Source organism: Caulobacter sp. GW821-FHT09B11, from assembly GCF_059418205.1.
This window is the reverse complement of sequence record NZ_JBWKPK010000008.1, coordinates 27,599-53,617: the sequence shown is the minus strand read 5'-3', so window position 1 is coordinate 53,617 and position 26,019 is coordinate 27,599. Positions and strand designations below refer to the sequence as shown.

22 protein-coding genes and 1 pseudogene are annotated in these 26,019 nt (G+C 69.1%); 13 read left to right on the top strand and 10 right to left on the bottom strand.

Annotated elements, in window-relative coordinates; translation table 11 throughout:
• Positions 1–2: 2 nt before the first annotated feature.
• Positions 3–1,307, bottom strand: coding sequence for an acyl-CoA dehydrogenase family protein (locus AC07N1_RS07805; protein ID WP_494671282.1), 1,305 nt, complete (start codon positions 1,305–1,307; stop codon positions 3–5).
• A gap of 168 nt (positions 1,308–1,475) precedes the next feature.
• Between AC07N1_RS07805 and AC07N1_RS07800 the strand changes: the two genes are divergently transcribed.
• The 3 genes from AC07N1_RS07800 (at position 1,476) to AC07N1_RS07790 (ending at position 4,707) form a co-directional block, all read left to right on the top strand.
• Positions 1,476–2,066 (top strand): GNAT family N-acetyltransferase, encoded by a 591-nt coding sequence (locus AC07N1_RS07800; protein ID WP_494671281.1) that lies wholly within the window; start codon positions 1,476–1,478, stop codon positions 2,064–2,066.
• A 144-nt stretch (positions 2,067–2,210) separates the two neighbouring features.
• On the top strand, positions 2,211–3,428 hold the full coding sequence (locus AC07N1_RS07795) for a hypothetical protein (RefSeq protein WP_494671280.1): 1,218 nt from the start codon (positions 2,211–2,213) through the stop codon (positions 3,426–3,428).
• An 85-nt stretch (positions 3,429–3,513) separates the two neighbouring features.
• Positions 3,514–4,707: a hypothetical protein gene (locus tag AC07N1_RS07790; RefSeq protein ID WP_494671279.1), complete on the top strand. Its 1,194-nt coding sequence runs from the start codon at positions 3,514–3,516 to the stop codon at positions 4,705–4,707.
• 135 nt (positions 4,708–4,842) lie between these two features.
• Here the strand turns inward: AC07N1_RS07790 and AC07N1_RS07785 are convergent, their stop codons facing one another.
• On the bottom strand, positions 4,843–5,244 hold the full coding sequence (locus tag AC07N1_RS07785) for a VOC family protein (RefSeq protein ID WP_494671278.1): 402 nt from the start codon (positions 5,242–5,244) through the stop codon (positions 4,843–4,845).
• Positions 5,245–5,372: 128 nt separating this feature from the next.
• Between AC07N1_RS07785 and AC07N1_RS07780 the strand changes: the two genes are divergently transcribed.
• On the top strand, positions 5,373–6,581 hold the full coding sequence (locus tag AC07N1_RS07780) for a hypothetical protein (RefSeq protein ID WP_494671277.1): 1,209 nt from the start codon (positions 5,373–5,375) through the stop codon (positions 6,579–6,581).
• Positions 6,582–6,691: 110 nt separating this feature from the next.
• On the opposite strand, the gene mutL is transcribed toward AC07N1_RS07780, so the two are convergent.
• Positions 6,692–8,635, bottom strand: coding sequence for a DNA mismatch repair endonuclease MutL (gene mutL / locus AC07N1_RS07775; RefSeq protein WP_494671276.1), 1,944 nt, complete (start codon positions 8,633–8,635; stop codon positions 6,692–6,694).
• 129 nt (positions 8,636–8,764) lie between these two features.
• Between mutL and AC07N1_RS07770 the strand changes: the two genes are divergently transcribed.
• Positions 8,765–9,763, top strand: a complete 999-nt coding sequence (locus tag AC07N1_RS07770) for a TraB/GumN family protein (protein ID WP_494671275.1) — start codon at positions 8,765–8,767, stop codon at positions 9,761–9,763.
• A gap of 35 nt (positions 9,764–9,798) precedes the next feature.
• Entirely contained in the window at positions 9,799–10,773 is a 975-nt protein-coding gene (locus AC07N1_RS07765) for a TraB/GumN family protein (RefSeq protein WP_494671274.1), read from the top strand.
• Positions 10,774–10,781: 8 nt separating this feature from the next.
• Here the strand turns inward: AC07N1_RS07765 and AC07N1_RS07760 are convergent, their stop codons facing one another.
• Entirely contained in the window at positions 10,782–11,861 is a 1,080-nt protein-coding gene (locus AC07N1_RS07760) for a S1C family serine protease (protein ID WP_494671273.1), read from the bottom strand.
• A gap of 79 nt (positions 11,862–11,940) precedes the next feature.
• On the bottom strand, positions 11,941–12,975 hold the full coding sequence (locus tag AC07N1_RS07755; RefSeq protein ID WP_494671272.1) for a hypothetical protein: 1,035 nt from the start codon (positions 12,973–12,975) through the stop codon (positions 11,941–11,943).
• A gap of 302 nt (positions 12,976–13,277) precedes the next feature.
• On the opposite strand from AC07N1_RS07755, the gene AC07N1_RS07750 reads away from it, so the two are divergent.
• Both AC07N1_RS07750 and AC07N1_RS07745 read left to right on the top strand, forming a co-directional pair.
• A complete protein-coding gene (locus AC07N1_RS07750) occupies positions 13,278–13,802 on the top strand; it encodes a methylated-DNA--[protein]-cysteine S-methyltransferase (protein ID WP_494671271.1) in 525 nt (174 codons plus the stop codon).
• Positions 13,763–13,957, top strand: a pseudogene (locus AC07N1_RS07745) (hypothetical protein); the annotation flags it as partial. The gene AC07N1_RS07750 and the pseudogene AC07N1_RS07745, both read left to right, overlap by 40 nt.
• Before the next feature lie 36 nt (positions 13,958–13,993).
• Here AC07N1_RS07745 and AC07N1_RS07740 read toward each other — a convergent pair.
• Both AC07N1_RS07740 and AC07N1_RS07735 read right to left on the bottom strand, forming a co-directional pair.
• The gene (locus AC07N1_RS07740) at positions 13,994–14,422 is read right to left on the bottom strand and encodes a DUF4345 family protein (protein ID WP_494671270.1); all 429 of its coding nucleotides are present in this window, start codon (positions 14,420–14,422) and stop codon (positions 13,994–13,996) included.
• A gap of 39 nt (positions 14,423–14,461) precedes the next feature.
• Positions 14,462–14,845, bottom strand: a complete 384-nt coding sequence (locus AC07N1_RS07735) for a VOC family protein (RefSeq protein WP_494671269.1) — start codon at positions 14,843–14,845, stop codon at positions 14,462–14,464.
• A gap of 201 nt (positions 14,846–15,046) precedes the next feature.
• Here AC07N1_RS07735 and groES point away from each other — a divergent pair, with 201 nt between their 5' ends.
• The 5 genes from groES (at position 15,047) to AC07N1_RS07710 (ending at position 19,427) form a co-directional block, all read left to right on the top strand.
• Entirely contained in the window at positions 15,047–15,337 is a 291-nt protein-coding gene (groES, locus tag AC07N1_RS07730) for a co-chaperone GroES (protein WP_110119081.1), read from the top strand.
• A gap of 63 nt (positions 15,338–15,400) precedes the next feature.
• Positions 15,401–17,044, top strand: a complete 1,644-nt coding sequence (groL, locus tag AC07N1_RS07725; protein ID WP_487288134.1) for a chaperonin GroEL — start codon at positions 15,401–15,403, stop codon at positions 17,042–17,044.
• Between the two features lie 245 nt (positions 17,045–17,289).
• Positions 17,290–18,132: a TonB family protein gene (locus tag AC07N1_RS07720; protein ID WP_494671268.1), complete on the top strand. Its 843-nt coding sequence runs from the start codon at positions 17,290–17,292 to the stop codon at positions 18,130–18,132.
• 31 nt (positions 18,133–18,163) lie between these two features.
• Positions 18,164–18,475: a hypothetical protein gene (locus AC07N1_RS07715; protein ID WP_494671267.1), complete on the top strand. Its 312-nt coding sequence runs from the start codon at positions 18,164–18,166 to the stop codon at positions 18,473–18,475.
• A gap of 268 nt (positions 18,476–18,743) precedes the next feature.
• Complete coding sequence (locus tag AC07N1_RS07710; protein WP_494671266.1) at positions 18,744–19,427, top strand: Fe2+-dependent dioxygenase; 684 nt, start codon at positions 18,744–18,746, stop codon at positions 19,425–19,427.
• Positions 19,428–19,569: 142 nt separating this feature from the next.
• Here the strand turns inward: AC07N1_RS07710 and AC07N1_RS07705 are convergent, their stop codons facing one another.
• From AC07N1_RS07705 to AC07N1_RS07695, 3 genes are all read right to left on the bottom strand, one after another.
• Positions 19,570–21,096 (bottom strand): tryptophan halogenase family protein, encoded by a 1,527-nt coding sequence (locus AC07N1_RS07705; protein ID WP_494671265.1) that lies wholly within the window; start codon positions 21,094–21,096, stop codon positions 19,570–19,572.
• 40 nt (positions 21,097–21,136) lie between these two features.
• A complete protein-coding gene (locus AC07N1_RS07700; RefSeq protein WP_494671264.1) occupies positions 21,137–22,675 on the bottom strand; it encodes a tryptophan halogenase family protein in 1,539 nt (512 codons plus the stop codon).
• Between the two features lie 126 nt (positions 22,676–22,801).
• Complete coding sequence (locus AC07N1_RS07695; protein ID WP_494671263.1) at positions 22,802–25,924, bottom strand: TonB-dependent receptor; 3,123 nt, start codon at positions 25,922–25,924, stop codon at positions 22,802–22,804.
• Between the last annotated feature and the right edge of the window lie 95 nt (positions 25,925–26,019).

The window sequence follows — 26,019 nt, the reverse complement described above, 5'->3', positions numbered from 1 at the left end:
CGCTAGCGAATCCCCGGCACGTGCAGCGCCGCCTCGCGTTCGGCCTTCTGCTTGAAGGCGAGATCCCCGTGCTTGCCGTACTCCATCCGCGCGATCGTGCGGCAGTGGACCTCGTCGGGGCCGTCGGCCAGGCGCAGGGTGCGGATGCCGGCATAGAGCTTGGCCAGGCCGAAGTCGGTGGTGACGCCGCCGCCGCCGTGGGCCTGGATGGCGTCGTCGATCACCTTCAGGGCGATGCGGGGCGCGGCGACCTTGATCATGGCGATCTCGAGCCTGGCGGCCTTGTTACCGGCCTTGTCCATCATGTCGGCGGCCTTCAGGCACAGCAGGCGACACATCTCGATGTCGATGCGGGCCTCGGCGATGCGCTGCTCCCACACCGACTGCTCGGAGATGTACTTGCCGAAGGCCTTCCGGGTCATCAGGCGCTTGACCATCTTCTCCAGCGCCACTTCCGCCGCGCCGATGGTGCGCATGCAGTGGTGGATGCGGCCGGGGCCAAGGCGGCCTTGCGCGATCTCGAAGCCGCGGCCCTCGCCCAGGATCAGCCCGTCCTCGACCGGCACGCGGACGTCCTTCAGGATCACCTCGGCGTGGCCGTGCGGGGCGTCGTCGAAGCCGAACACCGGCAGCATGCGCACCACCTCGATGCCCGGCGCGTCCAGCGGCACCAGGATCTGGCTCTGCTGCTGGTGGGTGGAGGCGGTCGGATCGGTCTTGCCCATGACGATGGCGACCTTGCAGCGCGGATCGCCCACGCCCGAGGACCACCACTTGCGGCCGTTGATCACGTAGTCGTCGCCGTCGCGCTCGATGCGGGTCTCGATGTTGGTGGCGTCGGAGCTGGCCACCTCCGGCTCGGTCATCAGGAAGGCCGAGCGGATCTGGCCGTTCATCAGCGGCCGCAGCCAGCGCTCCTTCTGCGCCAGCGTGCCGTAGCGCATCAGCACTTCCATGTTGCCGGTGTCGGGCGCCGAGCAGTTGAAGACCTCGGAAGCGAAGCCGATCTTGCCCAGCTGTTCGGCGATCAGGCTGTATTCGAGGTTGGTCAGCTGCACGCCCTCGAACTCGAAGGTGTCGTCGACGTGCACCTGGCCGCTGTGCGGCGGCATGAAGAAGTTCCACAGGCCAGCGGCCTTGGCCTTGGCCTTCAGCTCCTCCAGCACCTGGATGACCTTCCAGCGCTGGTCGGCGGGAACGTCCATCTCGGCTTCGTAGGTCGGGATCGCCGGCCGCACGTGGTCCTCGATGAAGGCGTTCACCCGGTCGAGGAATTCCCGCTGACGGGGAGAGATGTCGAAGTCCATGGCGTTCCCGATCCCTGGTTCAAACACTTGTTTGAAGGTGTTGTAACACCGAGTTTACGGGCGCGGCAAGCGGGCGATGCGGGGCCATTTTGAACGATCCCGCCGCTTCGGCCCCGGATCTCCGACTGGCGGCTTGTCAGCCGCCCGCTCCTGGCGGAAAACACCGGCATGAACCTGACCATCACGCCCCTCGAAGGCCGCTACGTCCGGCTGGAACCGATCACCCAGGACCTGCGCGACGAGCTGCGCGGCGCCATCGACTGCGATCCCGACAGCTGGGAGATCATGTCGGTCAACGGCTGCGGCGAAGGCTTCGAGGACTGGTGGGGCGCCCTGCTGGGCGAAAGCGATCGCGGCGAGCGCGTCGGCTTCGCCATCCGTCGGCTGTCTGACGGCAAGATCGTCGGCACCTCGAGCTATCTGAACATCCGCCGCCTGCACAAGGGCCTGGAGATCGGCTCGACCTTCCTGCACCCCAGCGCCCGCTCGGGTCCGGTGAACCCGGAATCCAAGCGCCTGCTGCTGGGCCACGCCTTCGACGCCGGCGTCATCCGCGTCGAGTTCAACATCGACGTCCGCAACGCCCGCAGCCAGGCCGCGGTCGAGAAGCTGGGCGCCAGCAAGGAAGGCGTGCTGCGCAGCCACAAGATCACCTGGACCGGCCACGTGCGCGACACGGCCGTGTTCTCGATCACCGATTTCGACTGGCCGGGCGTCAAGCAGCGCCTCGAATTCCGCCTCAGCGAGGACTTCGTCTGAGGCTACGGCGGCGGGTCGTCGCCAGGTAGAGCTTCCGGCGATCGCGACAACCTGCCGCACCTATACCTGGGCGAAACAACAAAAACCGTCGTTATCCTTGATTTGTAAGGATTTCGCCAAGCATTCGCCGTCAGATTGCCGATCATGACGGCCATTGCCTGCCTGCGTATCCTGCTTACCGCCGCGGAGACGGCGGGCGCCAGCGTTCCTCCTGCCCAGGTAGAGGTCGCGGCCGACCTTTATCTCAAGCACCGCTGGAAGGCCCCGCGCCGCTACGGGGTCGTCGCGCCCCTCGCCTTCGTGCTGGCCGACACCAAGGCCGAGCATCTCGATCCCGAGGAGATGCAGGCCCTGGCCATCGAGCTGGAGACCTCGCTGTTCCCCGGCCGCAAGAGCGGCCAGGTCTGTCTCATGACCTTCGAGGGCGACGAGAACGCCGTTCTGCAGTTCGCCAGCCTGTCGCAGGGCGAGCTGGCGGGCCTGATGGCCGGCCGCGGCTATTCCGGCGCTCCGGGCCACGTGCAGGTGATCACCGCCGACGAGATCCGCGCAGTGCCCAGCGCCCCCGCCGCCGCGCCCGAGCCGGCGCCCGTCCCCACGAAAGCCGCCGCCAAGTCGGCCGCCCCGATCCGCCCCATCACGCCCGTCGCCCCGGCCAAGGCCGCCGCGCCGCTGACCACCGGCTGGAGCGCCATCTACCACCTGCCCGGCGAAACCGTGGTCGGCGCGCTGCTGGGCCACAAGGCCGATCTCGCCGCGCCGCGTCCGACCGAGGATTCCGATCTGCTGGCCCGCGACCTCACCGGTCTCAACGACGCCCAGTTCGGCTTTCCGACCGTCAAGAACGGCGACGGCGCGCTGTTCCTGCCGCTCAGCTTCTGGAACCTGACCACCCCAGCCTCGCAGGAGGCCTACAAGCGCCGGCTGTCGCGCTTCCCGCTCGACCTGCAGCCGCGCCTGGGGGCCAGCGTCTACGACACCCCGCGCGAGCCCTCGATGGGCCTGCTGCAGCAGATCCGCGGCTTCCTGCAGGGCTCGTTCGCCTATATCGACCTCTGCATCTCCGACCCGAATTTCCCGGTGAACACCCTGCCGGGCGACATCGCCTCGAGCATCTCGCTGGAGCTGCGCGACGAGTCCGACGGCGAGCGGATCAAGGCCATCGCCCTTTTCGCCTCGCGCCAGTCGATCTATCGCGGCAAGGGCGTGCGCCAGGCGGTGCTGGGCGTGCGCAGCGCCAAGGAGCTGGACGCCTGCCGGGCCGCCGGCCTGCGCTTCGCCGCCGGTCCCGCCGTCAGCGCCCTGCTCGACCGGCCGCCGACCCTGGGCGCGACCCAGGAACTGCCGCTCCGGGCCGCCTGAGGCGCACTCGGAAACCGGCGTTCGCGACGCTGGGTCGCAGCTGACCTATAACGGGTTATAACCTCGTTCGCGCAACCTGCGCGACATGACCGCCATCGCCTGCCTGAAGGTCTTCGTCGGGGACGATCCCGCCGAAACCGAGCGTAACGCCGCCCTCGTGGCCAAGATCGCCGCCGAGCACCTCAAGACCGCCTGGACGGCGCCGCGCCGCCATGGACTGGTGGCCCCGTTCTCGTTCGTGCTGGCCGACCCGCGCGCCACGCGGCTGGACGCCCGCGAGCTCCAGGCCCTGGCCCGCGCCCTCCAGCACCGTCTGTTCGGCGACGACGACGCCGGCGAGATCGTCATGCTGATGTTCGAGGGCGACCAGCACGAGGTCATGCGCTTCGCCGGCCTGCCCGCCCGCCAGCTCACCCTGCTGCTGGCCGGCGAGGAGGACGCCTCCCTGGCCGGCCGCGTCTGCCGCATCACCCCGCGCGAGGTGCGCTCGGTGATGCCGATGGGCGGCCCCGTCACCGGCGTGCCGACCATGGAGGCCCTGGCCCGCCTGTGCCCGCGCCCGCTGCCGGCCCGCGTCGCCTGGCGCGGCGTCTATCACACGGGCCGCCAGCTCTTCGTCGGCAACGTCGCCGTCTGGCGCGAAGGCGGCCATGCCGGCGTCGCCTACGAGACCTATGTCGACGGCCAGCGCACCCTGCACGACCTGGCCATCCTCAAGGGCGCGATCGCCGCGCTCGGTCCCAACACCGGCGTCGCTTACGTGCCGATCGGCTTCTCGTCGGTGCTGAAACCCGGCCTGCGGGGCGAGCTGGAAAGCCGCCTGCGCGCCCTGCCCGGCGACCTGCGCGGACGGCTGGCGGCGGGCGTCTACGGCGTGCCCCGCGCGCCGTCCCTGGCCGCCCTGGGGCAGCTGAAAGCGTTCCTCGATCCCTATTTCAGCCGGCTGGACCTGCGGGTCAGCGATCCGGCCTTCCAGGTCGACGACCTGCCCCCGACCCTGGCCGCCAGCATCACCTTCCAGCCCGAGGGCGAAACCGAGGCCAACCGCCTGGCCGCCATCGCCCGCTTCCTGAAGGACGCCCCGCTCTATCGCCGCCGCCAGGTCTGGCAGGGCGTCAGCGACCTGCGCAGCCCGCGCGAACTGGCCGCCGCTCTGCAAGGCGCGTCCTTCGTCAGCGGCGGCATGGTCACCGAACTCCTGGAGGCGCCGACCACCGTCGCGCCCTACGCCCGCACCCAGCTGCCGCTCTACGGCTGGACCGCCGAGGCGGCCGCCTAGGGTCCGGCGTTTGAGACGAAAACCTCGTCCTTCGACAGGCTCAGGATGAGGTTTTTCTGCTTCCCGGGCCTGTAAAATGGTCCTCATCCTGAGCCTGTCGAAGGACGAGGACCACGCACCGGGCCTGAATGACGATCACCCCTGGAACGTGAACACCACGCTGTCGGCCGAGCGCTGGGCCGGGCCGTGGAACACCGCCTCGATGTTGTTGCCGTCCGGATCCCACAGGAAGGCGGCGTAGTAGCCGGGGTGGTAGGGCCGCTCGCCCGGACCGCCGTTGTCGCGCCCGCCGGCCGCCAGGCCCGCCGCGTGGAAGCGCCGCACGGTCTCCTGGTCGTCCGCCTGGAACGCCAGGTGCACGTGGGTCGCCGGCTCGCCGGCGTCGATCCACAGCTCGTCGGCCGACAGGTGATCCTCGGCGTCGTCATAGGGAACGCCCAGCACCTCCAGCACCGCCCGATAGAAGCGCTTGCTCGCCTCCAGGTCCTGGGCGCGCAGGTGGACATGGTCGATCAGCCGGCCGCGATGGATCTGCATGACGATCTCCTTCGCCCCACAACGCGCGCGGCCGCATCGCGGTTCGTGCGACAGCTGGCCGCAACCGCATAGGCGCCAGTCGGTAACCTACGCGCGCGAAGGTTGCTCTCATGACTGCTGTAGCGTGCTTGAAGATCTTCGTGGGCGACGAACTGCGGTTCGCGGACAACGACGCCATGGCCGCCCTCGTGGCCAAGGTGGCCGGGGCCTATCTGGAAACCACCTGGCTGCATCCGCGCCGTTACGGGCTGGTGGCCCCGTTCACCTTTGTGCTGGCCGACCCGCGCGCCACGCGGCTCGACGCCCGCGAACTGCAGGCCATGGCCCGCGACATGCAGCGCAAGCTGTTCGGCGTCGAGGGCGACGGCGAGGTCAGCCTGCTGCTGGTCGAGGGTGACCAGGCCGAGGTCATGCGCTTCGGCGGCATGTCGCTGGCAGCCGTGCGGGCCCTGATGGTCGATGGCGCCTATCCCGAGGGCCTGGGTCGGGTCTGCAAGGTCACGCCCGACGGCGTGGCCTCCCTGGCCCCGCCCGGCGGACCGGTGGCCGGCGAGCCGCCGATGGAGGCCCTGCCCAAGATCGTCTCGCGCCCCGAACCGACCGGCCCGCTGGGCTTCCGCGGCGTCTATCACCTGCAACGCGAACTGTTCGTCGGCAGCGTCGTCGTGCACGCCCTCGTCGAGCGCCGCGCCTTCGACCACGACATCCACGCCGAGGCCGAGGACGCCGACGCGGCGGCCCTGGCGGCCCTGCCCGGCCTGCTGAAGGCCGACGAGGCCGGGGTGATCTTCGTGCCGATCTGCTTTTCCAGCCTGGTCAAGCCGAGCGGGCGCAACCTGCTGACGGTCGGGCTGTCGGCCCTGCCGGCCCTGCCGGCCTCGGCGCGCGGCCGCCTGGCGGCGGGGATCTACGACACCCCGCGCGTGCCGTCCTTCTCGGCCCTGTCTCAGATCAAGTCGTTCCTGGCGCCCTATGTCTCGCGGCTGGACCTGCGGGTGCGCGATCCGGCCTTCCGGGTCGAGGACCTGCCGCCCGACTTCGCCAGCAGCGTCACCCTCGACCTGCCCGACGCGGCGGAGGGCGAACGGCTGGCGGCCATCGACCGCTTCATGCGCGAAGGCCCGACCTATCGCCGCAAGCGCATCTGGCAGGGCGTCACCGGCGTCTCGCGCCGGCGCGAACTGTTGGCCTGCGTCGACCACGAGGTGCCGTTCGTCACCGGCCCCGAGGTCACCGACCTGCTGCACGCCCCGGCTGTCGTCTCGCCCTTCGCCCGGCCGATGCTGCCGCTGCACGACTGGCACGACGTGCAGTCGCTCGATCCGCAGATGGCTTGAGACCCACTCAGTCGCTTCGCGATAAGGCCCTGCTCCTCCCCCGTTGCACGGGGGAGGAGAAAAAGATCCGCCTCCTCCGGGGAAGGTGGCCCCCGGAGCGCCGGAGGACGTCAGCGCCGCCCGAACAGCTTCTCGATGTCGGACAGCTTCAGCTCCACATAGGTCGGACGGCCGTGGTTGCACTGGCCCGAGTGGGGCGTGGCCTCCATTTCGCGCAGCAGGGCGTTCATCTCGGCGGCGTTGAGGCGGCGGCCGGCGCGGACGCTGCCGTGGCAGGCCATGGTCGAGCAGACCTCTTCCAGCCGCTCCTTCAGGGCCAGGGCCTGGCCGTTCTCGGCCAGGTCGTCGGCGATGTCGCGCACCAGGCCGGCCGCGTCGGTCCTGCCCAGCAGGGCCGGCGTCTCGCGCACCAGCACCGCGCCGGGACCGAAGCCTTCGAGCACCAAGCCGAGCGAAGAGAGCTCCTCGGCGCGCGCCACCACCCGCTCGGCCTCGGCAGGATCCAACTCGACCACCTCGGGCAGCAGCAGCGCCTGGCGGGCGACGCCGCCGGCGTCCATCTCGTGCTTCATGCGCTCGTAGACCAGGCGCTCGTGGGCGGCGTGCTGGTCGACGATGACCACGCCGTCGCGGGTCTGGGCCACGATGTAGGTCTCATGCACCTGGGCCCGGGCCGCGCCCAGCGGAAAGTCGATCGGGTCGAAAGGCTGGGCCGGGGCGTGGTCCTGCGAGGGATAGGCCACCGCCAGCGGGGCGTCGTATCCGCCATAGGCCGCCTCGCGCACGGCTTCAGCCACGCCGCCGCCGGAAAAGCCACCGCCGAGCGTCTGGTACGCCTCCTCCGGCCGCGCCTCGTGACGGGCCGAGACGTCGGACAGGCCCGGCAGGTCCATGGGTCGCTGGGTCGGCGGCGTCCAGCCGCCCTCGCGCCAGGCCGAGAAGCCCGCGGGGGAAGGACCCGGCTGGTAACCCGGATAGACGTTCTGGGCGCGGATGCTGTCCAGCGCCTGGGCGGCCGTGGTGGTCGAGGCGCGGTGGCCGGCCCCGGCCAGCGCGTGGCGCAGGGCCCCGACGATCAGGCCGCGCACCAGGGCCGGATCGCGGAAGCGCACCTCGGCCTTGGCCGGGTGGACGTTGACGTCGACCTCCGAGGTGTCGAGCGTGACGTAGAGCGCCGCGCTGGGATGGCGGTCGCGGGCCAGAAAGTCGGCATAGGCCGCGCGCAGGGCGCCTTGCAGCAACCGGTCGCGCACCGGCCGGCCGTTGACGAACAGGTACTGGTGGGCGGCGTTGCCGCGGTTGTAGGTCGGCAGGCCCGCGAACCCCGACAGCCGCACGCCGTCGCGGGTCTGGTCGATCTCCAGCGCATTGTCCTGGAAGTCGCGGCCCAGCACGGCGGCCAGGCGCGCCAGGCGGCCTTGCGGGCCAGGATGCTCGGGCGGCAGGCGCAGGATGCGGCGGCCGTCGATGTCCAAGCTGAAGCCCACCGACTCGTGGGCCATGGCCTGGCGCTTCAGCTCCTCGGTTATCGCCTGGGCCTCGGCCCGCTCGGACTTCATGAACTTCAGCCGCGCCGGGGTGGCGTAGAACAGGTCGCGCACCTCGATGCGGGTGCCGTTGTCGCCGGCGAAGGCGGCGGGGGCCACGTCGTCCACCCGGCCGCCCTCGACCAGGATCGACCAGGCCTCGCGCTGGCCCTTGGCCCGCGAGCTGATCTGCAGCCGCGCCACCGAGCCGATCGACGGCAGGGCCTCGCCCCGGAAGCCCATGGTGTGGATGCGCAGCAGGTCCCACAGCCCCTCGTCGTCGGGGGCCAGCTTGGAGGTGGCGTGGCGCTCGATGGCGACGGGCAGTTCCTCGGCGCTCATGCCGCAGCCGTCGTCGGCGACCAGGATCCGGGTCAGGCCGCCGCCGTGGGCTTCCACCTCGATGCGGGTGGCGCCGGCGTCGATGGCGTTGTCGACCAGCTCCTTGATGGCGCTCGCGGGCCGCTCGACCACCTCGCCGGCGGCGATGCGGTTGACGGTCTCGGGCGGCAGGCGACGGATCGGCATGGACGGACTTTCGGCGCAGGACGGGCCTGCATTGCGGCGACTTAATTTGACCGCCTCGGTTGAGAACGGTTCAGCTTGCGACGAACCGCCATCCTAGAACGATTCCGAACAAGCCGAGGACGAGAGATAGTGATCCATCGCGTCGCCGCAGCCCCCGCCCTCGCGGCTTTCATCCTGGCCCTCTGCGCCGGTCCCGCCCTAGCGCAACAGGCGGTCGACGCCTCCGGGCCGATCGACCTCCAACGGGTGGATCCCAACGAGAACCTGGTCGAGGAACTGATCGTCAACGCCCGCCTGCCCGGGCCGGCCTGGTGGAAGGTCAGCGACGGCGACACCACCGTCTACGTGCTGGGCGTCCCGGCGATGGTCCCCACCGACACCAAGGCCGACGAGTCGGTGCTGCGCCGCCGCCTCGACGGTGCCAACGTGCTGATCATGGGCCAGGAGGCCGACATCAGCGTCGTGCGCCTGATCGCCCTGGTCATGGGCGGCCGCAAGCTGTTTCTCTCCGAACAGCCGATGCGCCAGACCCTGCCGCCGGACCTGCGCGCGCGTCTTGAAGCGCGGCTGAAGGCGACGAAGCAGCAGCCGAGCTCGATGGACGACACCAAGCCCGCCTTCGCCGGCTTCCTGGTCGCCAACAGCCAGGACGGCAACGTCTCGATCAGCGTCGGCGGCGTCACCGACCGCATCCGCGACATCGCCAGGAGCCGGGACCTGGCCAAGCGTCCCCGCATCCAGAACCTCTCGAACTACAGTCTCGCCGACGCCATCAAGGCCCTGGCGACGGCGCCGCAGCCCCTGCAGCTGCTGTGCCTGGACGCCGGCCTGCGCCAGGCCGAAAGCGGCGAAGGCGGGATCAAGCCCACCGCCCGGCGCTGGGCGGAAGGCCAGGTGCGCGAGGTGGTCGCGGCCGATCGCGGCTTCCAGCGCTGCCTGGACTCCACCCCGTCCATCGCCCGCGAGCTGCGCGAGGGCCGCGACGACGCCGTCAAGGCGATCGAGGCGGCCCTGAAGAAGCCCGGCAAGGCCGTCGCCGTCATCGAGCTGCGCTCGCTGCTGGCCCAGGACGGGGTGCTCGACCAACTGCGGGCCAAGGGCCTGAAGGTCTCGACGCCGGACGAGTGAACGTCGGCCGCCAACGCGAACAGGAAAGTCACATCGTGCTCAGACGTTTCGCGGCCTTGACCGCCCTGGCGGCCCTGTCAGCCGCTCCGCTCGCCTACGCCCAGGACACCGGTCTTCGGCGCGACGCCCGGGCGATCGACGATCCCGAGGCCAACGTGGTCGAGGAGTTGGTGGTCAACGCCAAGCTGCCGGGTCCGGCCTGGTGGAAGGTCAGCGACGGCGACACCACGGTCTATGTGCTGGGCATGGCCGACAGCCTGCCCAAGGGCATGACCTGGGACACCTCGGTGCTGGAACGGCGGCTGGACGGCGCCTTCGCGGTGATCCTGCCCGCCCAGGCCCATGCCGGCCTGACCGACATCCCAGCCCTGCTGAAGCTGCGCAACAAGATGAAGGCGGAGCGTCCGCTCGACCAGGTCGCTCCGCAGCTCGCCCCGCGCCTGGACAAGGCCTGGAGATCGGCCGGGCTGAAGGAGGGCGAGTGGCGCCTGTGGAAACCGCTGGGCGCGGGCGTCTTCCTGGCCATCGGGGCCGGCCGCAAGAGCGGGATGAACAGCCAGGAGCCGGAGAAGACCGTCGATCGCCTGGCCCGCAAGCACAGGGTCAAGGCGCGCCCCGCCGCCAGCCTCAAGGCGATGCCGATGCTCAAGACCCTGGTCCGCGAGCAAACGGAGGCCGGCGGCCTGGCCTGCCTGGAAGGGGTGATCGAAGAGGTCGAGGCCGGCCCCGAACCCGCGCGCCGCGCGGCCCGCGCCTGGGCGGACGGCGACGTGCGCAACGCCTTGCTGAAGCCGCGCGAGGCCGACCGCTGCAACATGGCCATGCCGGGCATCTCCGAGAGCATCCGACGCATGACCGCCGCGCAGGCCGACGCGGTCGCCGAGGCGATGAAGAAGCCCGGCAAGGCGGTCGCCGCCTTTCCCCTGCGCGGCCTGGTCGCCGAGGGCGGCGTGCTGGAGCAGCTGAAGGCCCGGGGCTTCAAGGTGACCACGCCCGACGGCGTGAACTAGTCGCCCCCTTAGCCGCCTCGGCGCCTGAGCCTCGGCGTGATCGTCGTGGTCATCAGCCGGCCCTCGCGGATCAGCACGAAGGGCGTCGCCACGTCGATGCAGGCGTGGTCGAGCACCCGCAGCATGTCGTCGAGACCCGTCAGCGGACGCTCGCCGGCCTTGATCAGCAGGTCGCCGGCCCGCACGCCAGCCTTGGCTGCGGGGCCGCCCGGGTCGGCCTGGGCGACGAACACCGCATAGCCCTGGGTGACGCCGGTCGAGCGGGCCAGCAGCGGCGGCACCGGCGCCTGCTGGGCGACGACGCCGATCGAGGCCCGCCGCACCTGGCCGTGGGCCAGCAGCTCGCCGATCACGAAGCGGGCGGTGTTGGCGGCCACGGCGAAGCACAGCCCCGGATAGCCGACGATGACGGCGGTCGCGACGCCGATCACCTCGCCGTTGGAGGCCACCAGCGGCCCGCCGCTGTTGCCGGGATTGAGGGCGGCGTCGGTCTGGATCAGGTCCTCGATCAGCCGCCCGCGCTCGCCGCGCAGGGACCGGCCCAGGGCCGAGACCACCCCGGTGGTCACCGTCGCCTCGAAGCCTAGCGGCGCGCCGATAGCGATGACCAGCTGGCCGCGCCGCAGGGCCTTGGAATCGCCCAGCCGCACCGGCGGCAGGTCGACCGGCTGGTCGATCTTCAGCAGGGCCAGGTCGGTGTCGGGATCGTCGCCGATGCAGCGCGCCGTCAGGCTGCGGCCGTCGGCGGTGATGACCACGAAGCGACGCGCGCCCTGCACCACGTGGCTGTTGGTCAGCAGCACCCCGCCCCCGGCCACGGCGAAGCCCGAACCCACGCCCTGCAGGTTGGGGTCGTCGAGCATCGGGTGGATGCGCACCACGCTGGGGCCGACCGTCTCGACGGCCCGGACCACGGCGTTCGAATAGGCGTCCAGCAGGTCGCCCTCGTCGACGCGGGCCGGACGCGCCGGCGGCGTCCCCGCGTCGAACACGAACTGGGCCTCGGCCGGATAGGCCAGGATTTCCCGCGCCCGGCTGGGGCGCGGGCGCCTGGCCCTCGCGAACAGTTCGTACTTCCGAGCCTTCATCCCCGCCCCCCGACGGTCGTCGTCGAGGGAAAGGTTAACGATGACGGCGTTCGGCGATCAAGCCTTCTTCACGCCCGGCTCAGCGCGAGCCTTCGGCCAGCACCGCCGGCGAGACGCTGGCGACCGGGATCACGAAACCCTGCGGACGGGGCGGCGGCGGCGGGGCCGCGGACGACGCGACCGCTCCGGCGCCCGCCGCGTCGTTGACGCACTGGGCCGTGTCGATCAGCGCATGCTGGCCCAGGCAGAAGACGTCCTCGTAGTGCGGACCGGCGACGGCCAGGCACTGGTAGAGGTTCAGCTTGGCGATCTTCATGCAGAAGTTGGCCTTCCTCTCGCTGAGCACCGGGGCCAGGCGCGCCACGTCGGCGTCGCCGGCGGCGTCGAGCACGGCCAGGGCCGCAAGGGCCGCTGAGCGCACGGTCACCGGCGTGAACACCGCGCCGCCCTCGGCGAAGCCGCCGCCCGCGCCGGTCGCCGCCTGGATCAGCCGGCCCGCGTCGTCGCGTCCCGGGGTGAACACCGTGGCCGAAAGCTGCTTGACCCGCGCCAGGCGGCCGGCGTTGTCGGCGACCGCGCCCTTGGACCAGGTCTGGCGCTGGATGTCATAGGCCGACTGCTTGACCGACCGGCCGGCGATGGCCAGCGGCGCGCCCCGGCCTTGCAGGGCGACCTGGGCGCGGGCGGCGGCCAGGCCAACGCCCTCGATCTCGACGACGCTCTCGGGCGAGGCCAGCAGGCGCTCGACCAGGGCTTCGCGCGAGGTCTCGCGGGCGGCGCGGCGCACGCCCTCCAGGAAGGCCGGCTCCTGCAGGGCGGCGATGGCGCCGTAGGCGATCATGCCGGCTTCGAACTGCTCGGCCTTGTAGGCCGCGCCGGCCTTCAGGGCGCCGGCGACGCCTTCGCCGTCGGTGAAGGCCGCGGGCGAGATCGCGCCGGCGCCTCGGGTGTAGGTCTCGAAGGCGCTGGCCGCGGCCACCACGTCCTGGGCCAGGCTGACGCCCGGCGCCTCACGCTCCTGGCGCGCCGTCGCCAGCCCTCCCATGGAGAGCCCTCCCACGGCCAGGGCGACCACCGCCGCGCCGGCCACCATCCAATGCTTGTTCCACGCCATGCCCAAAGGCCTCCCGACTTCGAGGGCATTGGGCGGCCGGCGCGGTTGACGAGGTCGTAATCGGCGTGGTGAATCGACCTTTAACCGACATGTATTCGATCAGTTTTCGTGCGCATAATGTCGCACCCGAACGGTCCAGTTTTCAGTAAGTCAGAGACACGACAAATCATAGCGCCCAATGTCAGCGATCCGACATTCCACAAATACGACGCAACACGACCGTCCATTCAACCGACGCAAGAGAAACGCGACGCCGCAAGAAACGGGCGGACGGCGAAGGCTGGCCCGGCCATAATGTCGCCATGCCGACGCTGAGCCCTCGCCTCATTCTCGACCGCGCGCCGAGCCCGATCGGCGAGATGCTGCTGGTCACCGACCAGGACGGCCGGCTGCGGGCGGCCGACTTCCACGACCACGAGGATCGCCTGCACCGCCTGCTGCGGCTGCACTACGGCCAGGCGCCGCTGGCGAGCGGCCCGGCGCCCGCCGCGATCCGCCAGGCGCTGACGGCCTATTTCGGAGGCGAGCTCGCCGCCCTGTCGGCCATCCCCTGGGCGACAGGCGGCACGGCCTTCCAGCAAAGCGTGTGGCGAGCCCTGGGCGAGGTGAAGGCGGGAACGACCCTGACCTATGCCGGCCTCGCCGCCCGCATCGGACGCCCCGCGGCCGTGCGCGCCGTCGGCGCGGCCAACGGCGCCAACCCGCTCAGCATCGTCGTGCCCTGCCATCGCCTGGTCGGCGCGGACGGAACCCTGACCGGCTACGGCGGCGGGATCGAACGCAAGGCCTGGCTGCTGGCGCACGAGGGCGCGCGGCCGGGGCGGTAGCGTCGCCATCCCCCTACTTCCCGTCATTCCCGCCCTTGTGGCGGGAACCCCTCTGTCAGCCGCAGGTGCAGATGGGGCGGATCGCTGGCGATCCGCTTGCATCTCACGTGTCAGCGGAACCAGGGGTTCCCGCCACAAGGGCGGGAATGACGGGAGAAAAGGGGTGCGAGCGGCGTTGGCCCGCCCCCCCGCTAAACCAGCATGCTCCCGCCGATGCGGTGCAGAGGCAGGGCGCCCTGGTTGAAGAACGGCAGGGCCAGGGTGACGCCCATCAGCAGGTCCAGGACGATGCTGCCGTAGTTGAAGCGACCGCCGGCCTTCTGCATCAGCATGGAGACGAAGCGCCCGAAGGCCGCGCCGAACCAGGCCACCGCCAGCACCAGCGCCATGGCCGCGCCGGCGCTGGACTGCCAGCCCAGGAACAACGCCGCCGCGCCGTGCGAGGCGATCAGCAGGCCGCCGAAGGCTCGCCCCTCGGTGACGGCGGCGCTCTCTTCCTCGCTCTTCAGCCCCGCCAGGCCCAGCATCGAATCCGGTCGCGCCAGCACCAGCCCGCCCAGCACGCCTCCGATCACGCAAGCGACCACGGCCAGGATCAGCGACAGGGCGTAGCTCGACATCAGGGACGGTCTCCGGAAAAGGACTCAGGCGGGCGGGACTCAGGCGGGCGCGTGGCAGACGGCTTCGACATTGAACCCGTCCGGGTCCAGAACGAAGCCGCCGTAATAATGTTCGTGGTAATGAGGGCGAAGTCCGGGCGCGCCGTTGTCGGTCCCGCCGGCCTTGATCGCCGCTTCGTAGAAGGCGTCGACCTCCGCGCGGGTTCTGGCCGCGAAGCAGACGTGCAGCTTGCCGCTCGTCCCGCCGCCGCCCGAGATCCAGAACTGCGGACGCTGCGCGCCATAGCCGACCACGTCGATGCCGCCGGTGTGCTCCTTGGGCACGGTGTAGAGCCGCTTGATCCCCAGCGGCGCCAGGGCCTCGTCATAAAAAGCGGCCGAGCGCTCGAAATCGGCGACCCCGAACCCCAGATGATCGAACATCGAAGACCCTCCCGTTTGCGCCCCGTTTTCCAGGGCCGTTTACCGCGATCGTAAAAAGTTCGCCGGCGTCGTCCTTGACTCCCCAAGGGCCGGCGCCTAACTCGTGCCTGGCGTTGGCACTCGATGGGAGCGACTGCTAACAGCGACGCTCCCTCGGCCTAACGAAGCCTTTTACAGAAACCGTTCCGACGGAGAAGACACATGAAATTTCGTCCCCTGGGCGACCGCGTCCTCGTGAAGCGCGTCGAAGAAGAAACCACCACCAAGGGCGGGATCATCATCCCCGACACCGCCAAGGAAAAGCCGCAAGAAGGCGAAGTCGTCGCCGTCGGCCCCGGCGCCCGCAACGACAAGGGCGACCTGGTCGCTCTCGACCTGAAGGCCGGCGACCGCATCCTGTTCGGCAAGTGGTCGGGCACCGAAGTGAAGGTCGACGGCAAGGACCTGCTGATCATGAAGGAAAGCGACGTTCTGGGCGTGGTCGAAGCCTAATCGGCTTCCCTTCCCGACGGCTTCCTTCCTCACGAAATTCCCAAGATTAGAAAGGCGCCCACCATGGCCGCTAAAGACGTTTATTTCGGCTCCGACGCGCGCGACAAGATGCTGCGCGGCGTCAACGTGCTCGCCAACGCCGTGAAGGTGACGCTCGGTCCGAAGGGCCGCAACGTCGTCATCGAAAAGTCGTTCGGCGCCCCGCGCACCACCAAGGACGGCGTCTCGGTCGCCAAGGAAATCGAACTGTCTGACAAGTTCGAGAACCTCGGCGCGCAGATGATCCGCGAAGTGGCTTCGAAGACCAACGACAAGGCCGGCGATGGCACCACCACCGCCACCGTGCTGGCTCAAGCCATCGTCCAGGAAGGCCTCAAGTCGGTCGCCGCCGGCATGAACCCGATGGACCTGAAGCGCGGCATCGACAAGGCCGTCGCCATCGCCGTCGAGGACATCAAGAAGTCCTCCAAGAAGGTCACCACCAACGGCGAAATCGCCCAGGTCGGCACCATCTCGGCCAACGGCGACAAGGAAGTCGGCGAGATGATCGCCAAGGCCATGGACAAGGTCGGCAACGAAGGCGTCATCACCGTCGAAGAAGCCAAGACCGCCGAAACCGAACTCGACGTCGTCGAAGGCATGCAGTTCGACCGCGGCTACCTGTCGCCGTACTTCATCACCAACGCCGACAAGATGGAAGTTCAGCTCGAAGAGCCGCTCATCCTGCTGTTCGAAAAGAAGCTGTCGTCGCTGCAGCCGCTGCTGCCGGTGCTGGAAGCCGTCGTCCAGTCGGGCCGCCCGCTGGTGATCATCGCCGAAGACGTCGAAGGCGAGGCCCTGGCCACGCTGGTCGTCAACAAGCTGCGTGGCGGCCTGCGCGTCGCCGCCGTCAAGGCTCCGGGCTTCGGCGACCGCCGCAAGGCCATGCTGGAAGACATCGCCATCCTGACCGGTGCCCAAGTGGTGTCGGAAGACCTGGGCATCAAGCTCGAGAACGTGTCGCTCGACATGCTCGGCCGCGCCAAGAAGGTCTCGATCACCAAGGACGACACCACCATCGTGGACGGCGTCGGTGAGAAGGACGCGATCGAGGCCCGCATCGCCCAGATCAAGCGCCAGATCGAAGACACCACCTCGGACTACGACAAGGAAAAGCTGCAAGAGCGTCTGGCCAAGCTGGCCGGCGGCGTCGCGGTCATCCGCGTCGGCGGCTCGACCGAAGTCGAAGTGAAGGAAAAGAAGGACCGCGTCGACGACGCCCTCAACGCGACCCGCGCGGCCGCCGATGAAGGCATCGTCCCCGGCGGCGGCACCGCCCTGCTGAAGGCCTCCAAGGCCCTGGCCGGCGTGACCGGCGACAACGACGACCAGACGGCCGGCATCGCCATCGTCCGTCGCGCCCTGCAATCGCCGATCCGCCAGATCGCCGAGAACGCCGGCGTCGAAGGTTCGATCGTGGTCGGCAAGATCCTGGAAAACGACAGCCCCTCGTTCGGCTTCAACGCCCAGACCGAGCAGTATGTCGACCTGGTGACCGACGGCGTCATCGACCCGGCCAAGGTCGTGCGCACCGCCCTGCAGAACGCCGCCTCGGTGGCCGGCCTGCTGATCACCACGGAAGCCGCGATCGTCGAAGCCCCCAAGAAGGGCGGCGGCGCTCCGGCCGGCGGCGGCATGCCGGGCGGCATGGGCGACATGGACTTCTAAGAGAAATCCATAAAGTCGCCCATTCTCGAAAGGGATCGGGATCGGCGCGCCGATCCCGAGCGGCGACATGGACTTCTAATCTAGAAATCCAGTCACCTAGACTGAATAAAGAGAAGGGCGGGGCCGCGAGGCTCCGCCCTTTTTCCTTGCCGGAAGCCTCGCGGCGCGACCCTCGCTCGCAATCTGGTTGCAAGACGCATTGCACTCCCCTAGCTCAAGCTTGTTGGTGTCGGGGGAGTTTCGAGATGGGTTTCTGGATCGCGGCCATGATGGCCGCCGCGACGGCGGCGACGCCTTGTCCCGAGGGCGGCGATCCCTCGATCCCGCCGACCCGGCCCAACTGGAAGGTCCCGTTGTCGGCCGACCGCATCTGGTGGGCCTATCCGCCCGCGGCGGCGGCGGCCAACAAGGGCGGCAAGGCGATCATCCATTGCGACATCGACGCCGAGGGCCGCACGACGGCCTGCGACGTGGTGTCCGAGACCCCGCCCGAGTTCGGCTTCGGCGACGCGGCGATCAGCCTGCGCCACGACATGCTGTTCATCCCCGCCACCCGCTGCGGCAAGCCGACGACCTCGGAGGTGACGATCCCGATCACCTTCTCCGTTCCCGAGGACATGCCCAAGGCCGCCGCGCGCGATCCCAACCTGCCGGCGCCGCCCGCCGAGGCCCTGGACCTGGGCCGCCGCCTGGCCATCGCCATGGGCATCTCCGAGACCGTCGAGGGGATGATGGAGATGGCGATCCAGCAGCGGGTTCAGGACCAGTCGGCCGATCCCTCGCCAGAGGAGCGCCGCGCCTATTACGAAGCCGTGCAGGCCACCAAGCCGATCATCCGCGAGGCCGTGATCGAAAGCGCCGGCCAGTCCCTGGCGCGCGAACTGTCGATTGAAGAGCTGAAGGGCAGCGTCGCCTTCTTCGAGGGCCCCCTGGGCTCGGCCCTGCGCGCCCGCTCCGAAAAGCTTGAGGAGGCCGTCGGCGCCGACATGACCGCCCTTCAGGACAAGATCCAGAAGACGTTCGACGACCGCTACTGCGAGATCCTCAAGAACTGCGAGGTTCAGAAGGCGATCAAGGCTCTGCATTGAACCTGGGCCGCCGGACCGCTACATCCGGCCCATGTTCCGACAGCGCCCCGACGCCGACATGATCCCCCTTGGCTGGGTGATCGCCGTGATGGTCGAGGTCGCCGGCGAGCGCACGCCCGTCCCGCACTACTTCGCCGTCGGCAAGGCCGACCGGGCCCTGGCCGAATGGGCGGCGGTCGACCTGGCCCAGCAGGCCGGCGGCATCGCCTCCAGCCCGTTCGACGGCCGCGAACCGGTCGACGCCATGCACCAGCTCCTGGCCTACCGCATGCGCGAACTCGGCCTGAAGACCGGCGAAGCGCGGGCCCTGGGCGACAAGTATCCGAGGCGGTGGTTGTTCTAGAGGCCAGGGAGCACAGCGCTTCATTATCCCCGTAAAATCCCCGCGAAAGCGGGGACCCAGGTGTTTTATCGTCGAGCGCGGCGGATTGCAGAAAAAGCCTGGGTCCCCGCTTTCGCGGGGATTTTACGGAGGATGGGAGCGGCCACCTCCGTTGAGAGCGCGCGATCGCGCCCTGTCCCCTTACGCAATCTGCTGCGAGCCGTTCGCATTGCCCGCGACCGCTCCAGGCCCTAAAGCCTGAGCACGAGACGACGAAGGCCGACCCGCCATGATGCTGCAGATCCCCGACGTGCTGAGCCCCGACGAAGTGGCCCGCTGCCGCGCGATCATCGACGCCGCCCCGTGGGTCGACGGCAACGCCACCTCGGGCTTCCAGGCGGCCATGGCCAAGAACAACCAGCAGCTGCCGCAGGACGGCGCGGCCGCCCGCGAGGTCGGGGCGATCATCGTCCAGGCCCTGCAGAGCAACCCGCTGTTCGTCTCGGCCGCCCTGCCCCACACCATCCTGCCGCCGCTTTTCAACCGCTACGGCGAGGGCATGGGCTTCGGCGACCACGTCGACAACTCGATCCGCCGAAACCCCGCCACGGGCGCCCAGATCCGCACCGACCTGTCGGCCACCCTGTTCCTGACCGATCCCGACGACTACGACGGCGGCGAGCTGGTGGTCGAGGACACCTATGGCAGCCACCTCGTCAAACTGCCGGCCGGCTCGCTGATCCTCTATCCGGCCTCCAGCCTGCACCACGTGACCACGATCACGCGCGGAACCCGCAGCGCCAGCTTCTTCTGGATCCAGAGCCTGGTGCGCGACGACGCCAAGCGCAGCCTGCTGCTCGACATGGACGTCTCGATCCAGCGCCTGGCCGGTCAGGTCGGCCAGGGCGACGCATCAGTGCTGTCGCTGACGGGGACCTACCACAACCTGCTGCGGATGTGGGCCGAGGTGTAAAAGAACCTCCCCCTCTGGGGGAGGCGGCCGAAGGCCGGTGGGGGGCCGTTTTCAGCTTCCGAGGCGTCGGCGGGTCAGCAACCGCTCCCCCCCACCGATCGCTTCGCGATCACCTCCCCCAGAGGGGGAGGTTCCTCGCATTCTACCCCGCCTTCCTCAGCGCCTCCGGCACCGGCGCCGGGCAGTACTGGCGCAGGAAGTCGCCGTGGCTGGGCAGGGTGTCGACGAGGTCGCTCAGCATCGGGGCGGACTTGTCGAGCAGGCCCTTCACAACCCCGGCCGGCAGGGTGTCCACCAGCTGCTGGTAGCGCTGGGGCCGGATGCCCATGCCTTCCATCACCGACTGCCAGCTGGGGGCGCGGAACATGTCGTCGACGCCGTCGCGCAGCACCCCGCTGGCCTTGAACAGCTCGATCCGCTCGCGAAGGCTTTCCGGCGGGGTCACCTGCTGGTAGGCGCGCCAGAACGGCGTGTCGTCGCGCTTGGTCGTGAAGTAGTGCAGCACGATGAAGTCGCGGATCTCCTCGTAGTCGGCCCGCATGCGCCGATTGTACTCGGCCGCCAGGGTGGCGTCGCAGTCCCGGTCGGGGAAGAACCGCAGCAGGTAGTCGACGCCGCGATAGATCAGGTGCAGCGCCGTCGACTCCAGCGGCTCGATGAAGCCGCCCGCAAGCCCGATGGCCACGCAGTTCTTGTTGAACAGCTGCTTGCGCATGCCGGTCTTGAACGGCACCAGCCAGGGCTCGCGCACGGCCTCGCCCTCGACCTGGCTCATCAGCGTGGCCCGGGCCTCGTCGTCGCTGCAGAACTGGCTGCAATAGACGTAGCCGTTGCCGGCCCGGTGCTGCAGCGGGATGCGCCAGCGCCAGCCGGAGTCCTGGGCCTGGGCCAGGGTGTAGGGATGCGGGTCGCGGATGTTGGCGGTCTGCACGGCGATGGCGCGGTCGCATAGCAGCACGTCCGACCAGTCGAGGAACTCGGTGCCCAGGGCCTTGCCGTTCAGCAGCGAGCGGAAGCCCGAACAGTCGATGAAGAGGTCGCCCGAGGCCTCGCGGCCATCCTGCAGGATCACCTTCTCGATGAAGCCGTCGGGGCGCGTGGCCACGTCGCTGACGATGCCCTCGGTGCGCTTGACGCCCCGGGCCTCGGCGAACTTGCGCAGGAACTTGGCCAGCAGGGCGGCATCGATGTGCACGGCGTAGTTGGCGTTGGCGATCATGGTGCGCGGCGCCATGGCCGGCGACATGAACTTCCAGCGGTCGGCCATCACCGAGGCGGTGGCGAAGTCCTGCAGGTTCGACGGATGGCCCTCGGCCTTGCCGCGCAGCCAGACCTGGTAGAATTCGTGCACGTCCACCGGCCCGCCGATCAGGCCGAACGGGTGGTAGTAGACGTCGCCCTTCTGGCGCCAGTTCTCGAACCGGATGGCCAGCTTGAAGGCGGCCTGGGTCTCCTGCATGAACTCCACCTCGTCGATGCCGAGGCTGCGGATCAGCTGCAGGAAGGGCGGGATGGTGCTTTCGCCGACGCCGATGATGCCGATCTGCTCGGACTCGATCAGCTCGATCTCGCAGGGGCTGTCCTTGAGATAGTGGCTGATCATCGCCGCCGTGATCCAGCCGGCCGAGCCGCCGCCCACGATCACGATCTTCCGCAGATTGTTGGCCATCGGGCCTCTCCCGTCGTCTTCTGTCTTTTATCGTTGTCGTCTATTCGGCCGCCGCCGGCTGGGCGGCGACGTAGCGGCGCAGGAACTCGCCGTGGGTCGGGGCCTGGGCCACCGCCCGGGCGACGCCGGCGCGCATCTGGTTGAGGCTGGCGGCCAGGGCCGCGCCGTCGATCCCGTCCAGCGCCGGATCCCAGCCCTCCGGCCAGATTCCGAAGCCGTCGAAGATCGCCAGCCAGCTGGGCGGCTGGAACATCTCCCAGCGATAGCGGGCCACGTGGCCGCGCGAGCGGAACAGCTCGACCTTGCGGGCCAGGGTCTCGGGGATATCGGCGTCGCGAGTGGTGCGCCAGAACGGCGTGTCACCGCGCTGGGCGGCCTTGTAGTGCAGGATCACGAAGTCGCGCACCCGCTCCATCTCGCGGCGCGACCAGTCATTGAACTCGTCGATCACCGCCGGGTCGAAACTCCGGTCCGGGAACAGCTGCTTGAGCTTCTCGATCCCGGTCTCGATCAGGGCGATCGAGGTGCTTTCCAGCGGCTCCAGGAACCCCGACGCCAGGCCCAGGGCCACGACGTTGCGGTTCCACACCTGCTTGCGGCGGCCCGGCGTGAAGCGGATCAGGCGCGGCTCGTGCAGCAGCTTGTCGGGCACGGCCGCGACCAGCTCGGCCTTCGCCGCCTCGTCGTCGATATGGCGGCTCGAATAGACATAGCCGTTGCCGTAGCGGTGCTGCAGCGGGATGCGCCAGCGCCAGCCGGCGGTGTGGGCGGTGACGTCGGTATAGGGCGGCGGCTCGGCCCCTTCCGGCGGCTGGCTCTGCACCGCCAGCGCCCGGTCGCAGAACAGCCAGTGCGACCAGTCCTCGTAACCGGTCTCCAGCGCTTCCTCGATCAGCAGGCCCCGGAAGCCCGAGCAGTCGATGAAGAGGTCGCCCTCGATGGTCTGGCCGGTATGCAGGTCCAGCGAGGAGACGAAGCCGTCGTCGGGCCGCAGGTTGACCTTCACCACCTTGGCGTCGATGCGCCTGACGCCGTTGGCCTCGGCCACGCGGCGCATAAGCTGGGCGAACAGGCTCGCGTCGAAATGCAGGGCCCAGTCGAACACCGACAGGCTCGACGGCGGGTTGGCCGCCGGCACGGTGAACTTGCCCGCCGCCGCCAGGGACGCGCCCAGGCAATATTCGCCGAACGCCCCGACCTCGCCGCTGGCGCGGGCCTTGGCCCAGTAGTGCTGGAAGGCCACCCCGTTCAGGTCCTGGCCGTAGAGGCCGAAGGGATGGATGAAGGCCGAGCCCGGGGCCATCCAGTCCTTGAACCGGATGCCGAGCTTGCAGGTCCCCTGCGTGGCGCGCAGCACCTCCAGATCGTCCAGGCCCAGGTTCTGGTAGAAGGCGCGGATGGTGGGGATGGTCGCCTCGCCCACCCCGATCGTGCCGATCTCGGAACTCTCGACCAAGGTGATGTCGATCGGCGATTGGCCGAAGTGACGACGCAGGGCCGCGGCCGCCATCCAGCCGGCGGTGCCGCCGCCGACGATGACGATGCTGCGGATGCGCCCTTCGCGGACGTCTTGGCTCATGGCCGATCCTCCCCGACCGAAACTGGCGCCCGAAAGCGCAAACGGAAAGCACCCCGCTCAAACAAAAAAGACCCGTCGCGGCGGCCCTAGGGGAGCCATCACGACGGGCGCAGGAGGAAAGTCAGATCACCACTTGGCGCGGACGCCGATCACGTAGCGGGGCTCGAACTCGTTCTGCGACGAGTACTGTTCCTTCCCCTTGGCGAACTTCAGGTAGTAGTCCTCGATCTCGCCGGTCACGTTCGAGCCGTTGAAATAGACCGTGACGTTGTCGCGGACCGCGTAGCTGACGTTGACGTCGACGTAGCCGGTGGCGTCCTGCATGACCGGGATGGTCCGGCCGCCGCCGCCGCCCATGGTGCCGGACAGGCGATCGGTGCGGAAGTTGTAGGCCACCCGCGCCTGCAGCTTGTCGTCCTGGTACCAGCCGACCAGGTTGAACTGGTGCTTGGAGTTGTCGAAGAACGGCAGCTTGTCGCCCGACAGGTCGATACGGGCCTCCTCGCTGGGCGAGTAGGTGTAGTTGGTGTCGACGCCGAAGTTCCTCAGCACCGGGGTGTCGGGGATCACGTCGCTGAAGGCGACCTTGGCGCCCACTTCGAGACCCTTCACCTCGCCGCCGTCGCCCTGCAGCGGCAGCGACACGTCGACCTCGCGGCGGATCACGCCGTCCTGGTCGGGGAAGCTGCCCTTGATGGTGCCTCCGGTGACGTAGCTGTCGATCTTCAGCATGAAGGCCGAGATGTTCACCATCGAGGCCTGGCCGAAGTAGTACTCGGCCGCGACGTCGAAGTTCTGCGAACGCCAGGGATCGAGGTTCGGGTTGCCCGAGGCCTCGGCGCCGGTGACGCAGCGGACGTTCGGCAGGCTGGCGCCGCAGTCGGCGGTGTTGATCTTCAGGCCGCCGCCGTAGCTGCCCAGGTCGAGCGGCTGCATGGTCTTGGAGTACGAGAAGCGCAGCTTGACGTTGTCGGTCAGGTCGTAGGAGCCGTTGAACGACGGCAGCCAGTCCGTGTACTTGCGGCGCGTGACCGTGTCGCCGTCGTCGGCGTTGGTGTCGCCGTAGTTCATCGTGTCGCCGGTCAGGTTCTGCTTCACCAGCAGTTCCGTCTGGATGACGCGAAGGCCGAAGTCGCCCGACAGCCTGCCGATCTCGTAGTTGCTGGCGAAGTAGGCGCTCTGCTCCTTCAGGTCGACGTCGTAGGTCTGGCCCGGAACGGTGACGCGGACGGCGTCGCCGAACACCTTCTTCTGGAATGACAGCACGTCGTCGAAGTCGCGCGGATCCACGGCCCAGAAGCCGGGCATGCCCGAGGTGACGCCGCCCAGGTCGGTGACGAACAGGGTGTTGTTGTAGGTGTAGAGCTTGGTCGGGCGGTTGACGGTGTAGCCCTGGAACTCAGGCGTGCCGGTGACAGGGTTCGGCACGAACTCGCCGGCCTGGCACTGGTTCTGGTTCATGACCACGTCGATGGCCTTCCACTGCGCCATGCAGCCGGCGGCCGGCACGGCCGAACCGTTGGCCTGCACCGCGCCCGGCGTGCCGCCGTAGAAGCCCGAGAACAGGTGGAACTGCTCGACGCTGACCGAACGGTCGCTCTGGCGCACGCCGGCGTCGACCTTGGTGATGAAGCCCAGGAACTTGTCGTCGAACCGGTAGTGGCCGTCGGCGCGGAACACGTTCATGTCCGAGTCGACTTCGTTGTTGCCTTCCGACGAGAAGGCCGCGATCGCGTAGCTGTCGCGGTTGGCCATGTAGTCGCGCAGGGACTTGCCCGCGCCCAGGCCGCCCGAGATCGGCGTGTCGAAGCCGCTCCACACCGGGTGATTGCCGCTGATGTCGTAGTGCAGCTGCGGGTTCTGGCCGTAGCCCAGCGGATTGGGGTTCAGGTAGCAGCCGCCCGCCGAGCCGGCGACGGCGTTGCTGCGCTGGCTGGCCGGGTACTGGTCGCAGATGGCCTTGGGATAGAACGGGCCGCGGGTGCGGTCGGCGGCGTTGCGGAACAGGTTGAAGCGACCGTCCGCGTACTGCCAGTTGGAGAGGTCGCCCTGGGCCTGGCCGTTCATGCTCAGGCGGCTGCCGTCGGCGCGGATGGCCCGGGCCTCGAAGGTGAAGTTGCCGCCGTTGTCGTACTTCAGTTCGAGATTGTAGTTCTTGCTCTCGGACTTGGTGACGCGGTTGACGGTGAAGGAGTTAATCCACCAGGCATTGATGTCGTACTCGTCGACGGCCAGCCACGGACGGCCGTTGCCGCCGTTGGTGCTGGGCGCGCTGACGCCGGTCGCCTGGGTGTCGGTGGGCGTGGTCCAGGTGCCGAAGGCGCCGCCGTCCCAGCGGTTGGAGATGTTGATGCCGACCGCGCGGTTGTACTCGTCGAGCTTGGCGTAGAAGCCTTCCGCGATCAGGGTGAAGCCTTCGCCCAGGTCGGCCTCGAACGACACGTTGAGGCCGGTGCGCTTGCGCTCGACGACGCGGTTGTAGCTTTCGAAGCCGTGCGGCGAGAGGAAGTTGTTCGGGTTCGAACCGCCCCAGTCGTTGTTGCCCGACAGCACGACGGCGCCCGAGAAGTTGTTGCTCAGGTTCGACTTGCTCTGGACGCCCGACACCAGCACGCCGACGCGGTCGTTGCGCCAGCTGGCCAGGATGTTGGCCAGGTAGTCGTCTTCCTTGGTGCGCTCGCCGCGCTGGGCTTCGAGGCCGCCGGCGATCTGGAAGCCTTCCTTCATCATGAAGGGACGGCGGGTGCGCAGGTCGATGGTGCCCGAGATGCCCGACAGGGCGTTGTTCGGGTCGGTCGACTTGAAGACCAGCACCTGGTTCATCAACTGCGAGGGCACGTCCAGCAGGTTGGGCTGGGCCGAGCCCATGTTGCCCGCGCTCAGGTACTGCTCGCCGTTCAGCAGGGTGATGACCTGCGACAGGCCGCGGATGTTGACGCTCTTGCCTTCGCCGGCGTCGCGCTGGATCTGGACGCCCGAGATGCGCTGCAGCGCGTCGGCGACGGTGACGTCAGGCAGCTTGCCGATGTCTTCGGCCGAGATCGCGTCGACGATCGCGGTCTCCTTGCGCTTGACGTCGACGGATTTCAGCTGCGAGCCGCGCACGCCGGTGACGACGATCTCTTCGACCGCGGTCTCTTCGGTGGTCTGCGCCAGGGCGGCTGTGGTGATGACGGCCTGAGACGCGCCGGCCAGCAAGGCCAGGGTCAAGCCGCGAGTCCAGACGGACTTCGAACGTGGTGTGGTCAAGTCGATCGCTCCCCAATGTCTTTGTTCTTGCGTTCGGGCCGCGACGCTCTTTGCGCGCCGCGGTGGGTCTTGAGCCCGGGTCGAGACCTTCACGC

Excerpts from the sequence above, each read along its gene's own strand:
- AC07N1_RS07805 (WP_494671282.1), bottom strand. The coding sequence starts at position 1,307 with ATGGACTTCGACATCTCTCCCCGTCAGCGGGAATTCCTCGACCGGGTG.
- AC07N1_RS07800 (WP_494671281.1), top strand. The coding sequence starts at position 1,476 with ATGAACCTGACCATCACGCCCCTCGAAGGCCGCTACGTCCGGCTGGAA.
- AC07N1_RS07795 (WP_494671280.1), top strand. The coding sequence starts at position 2,211 with ATGACGGCCATTGCCTGCCTGCGTATCCTGCTTACCGCCGCGGAGACG.
- AC07N1_RS07790 (WP_494671279.1), top strand. The coding sequence starts at position 3,514 with ATGACCGCCATCGCCTGCCTGAAGGTCTTCGTCGGGGACGATCCCGCC.
- AC07N1_RS07785 (WP_494671278.1), bottom strand. The coding sequence starts at position 5,244 with ATGCAGATCCATCGCGGCCGGCTGATCGACCATGTCCACCTGCGCGCC.
- mutL (WP_494671276.1), bottom strand. The coding sequence starts at position 8,635 with ATGCCGATCCGTCGCCTGCCGCCCGAGACCGTCAACCGCATCGCCGCC.
- AC07N1_RS07760 (WP_494671273.1), bottom strand. The coding sequence starts at position 11,861 with ATGAAGGCTCGGAAGTACGAACTGTTCGCGAGGGCCAGGCGCCCGCGC.
- AC07N1_RS07755 (WP_494671272.1), bottom strand. The coding sequence starts at position 12,975 with ATGGCGTGGAACAAGCATTGGATGGTGGCCGGCGCGGCGGTGGTCGCC.
- AC07N1_RS07750 (WP_494671271.1), top strand. The coding sequence starts at position 13,278 with ATGCCGACGCTGAGCCCTCGCCTCATTCTCGACCGCGCGCCGAGCCCG.
- AC07N1_RS07740 (WP_494671270.1), bottom strand. The coding sequence starts at position 14,422 with ATGTCGAGCTACGCCCTGTCGCTGATCCTGGCCGTGGTCGCTTGCGTG.
- AC07N1_RS07735 (WP_494671269.1), bottom strand. The coding sequence starts at position 14,845 with ATGTTCGATCATCTGGGGTTCGGGGTCGCCGATTTCGAGCGCTCGGCC.
- groES (WP_110119081.1), top strand. The coding sequence starts at position 15,047 with ATGAAATTTCGTCCCCTGGGCGACCGCGTCCTCGTGAAGCGCGTCGAA.
- groL (WP_487288134.1), top strand. The coding sequence starts at position 15,401 with ATGGCCGCTAAAGACGTTTATTTCGGCTCCGACGCGCGCGACAAGATG.
- AC07N1_RS07720 (WP_494671268.1), top strand. The coding sequence starts at position 17,290 with ATGGGTTTCTGGATCGCGGCCATGATGGCCGCCGCGACGGCGGCGACG.
- AC07N1_RS07715 (WP_494671267.1), top strand. The coding sequence starts at position 18,164 with ATGTTCCGACAGCGCCCCGACGCCGACATGATCCCCCTTGGCTGGGTG.
- AC07N1_RS07710 (WP_494671266.1), top strand. The coding sequence starts at position 18,744 with ATGATGCTGCAGATCCCCGACGTGCTGAGCCCCGACGAAGTGGCCCGC.
- AC07N1_RS07705 (WP_494671265.1), bottom strand. The coding sequence starts at position 21,096 with ATGGCCAACAATCTGCGGAAGATCGTGATCGTGGGCGGCGGCTCGGCC.
- AC07N1_RS07700 (WP_494671264.1), bottom strand. The coding sequence starts at position 22,675 with ATGAGCCAAGACGTCCGCGAAGGGCGCATCCGCAGCATCGTCATCGTC.